The 810-nt window shown below is 79.1% G+C and carries 1 pseudogene; it reads right to left on the bottom strand.

What is annotated here, in order from left to right:
- A pseudogene (locus tag ABD308_RS31260) lies at positions 1-810 on the bottom strand (ATP-binding protein); the annotation flags it as partial.

Below are 810 nucleotides of genomic sequence, written 5' to 3'. Positions count from 1 at the left end.
CCCCCCGGCGGCCCGCCGGGCGGTCGCCGCGGCCGACCGGATCACATGGCCGGGCAGGGAGAACTGCGCCGCCAGCGCGCGCAGGTCGTCCCCGGCGATCCCCGGCGCGCCGTCCAGCGCCGCCGTCCAGATCGCCAACTGCTCCTCGGGGCCGAGCGCGGGCACGGTCAGCCGGGCGCGGTCCGAGGTCCCCGCCGGCGGGGGCTCGTCGCCGGACACCACCACCGGTACCGCGAGGCTCGCCAGGAAGGACTCGGTGCCGTGCGGCGCCGACGGGCGGTCCCGCGCGTCGCCCTCGACCAGCAGGGCGGCCGGGATCATGATCGCCTCCCGCTGCCAGAGCCGGGCGAGCCGCTCGCGCTCGGCGGGGTCGGTGGGAAGGTCCTCGCGGTGCACGGCGTAGAGGCCGAGCCCGGCGCGGTGGGCGGCGGTCGCCGCGATCTCCCAGCGGGTGCGGCGGTCGGCGCCGGTCAGTTCGGCGTGCGGCGGTTCGGCCGGCCCGGTCGCGGTCCACGTCCGCGCCAGCCCGGTCGCGCAGCGCTCGTGCGGGCCGGACAGCTCGCCGGGCGGCGCGACCCGGGTGAGCAGGCCGTGCAGCCGTACGTCCAGGTACGGGACGCCGACCAGGTAGTGCAGCACCCGCTCGTCGATCCGCAGCCGGGAGGTGGTGAGCGCCGTCTCGTCCTCCGGCTCGGCCAGCCGGAAGCGGCGCAGCGGGCCGACCGGGGTGAGCGCGCTCCAGTGCGGCCGGTCGAGGGCGGCGAGGGCGAGCGAGAAGGTGGGGTAGGGGCGTCCGGGGTCGCCGCTCGC

It is taken from the genome of Kitasatospora putterlickiae, from assembly GCF_039527695.1.
Classification (GTDB): domain Bacteria; phylum Actinomycetota; class Actinomycetes; order Streptomycetales; family Streptomycetaceae; genus Kitasatospora; species Kitasatospora putterlickiae.
Note: the sequence above shows the minus strand (reverse complement) of the source record. Positions and strands in the feature narration are given on the sequence as shown.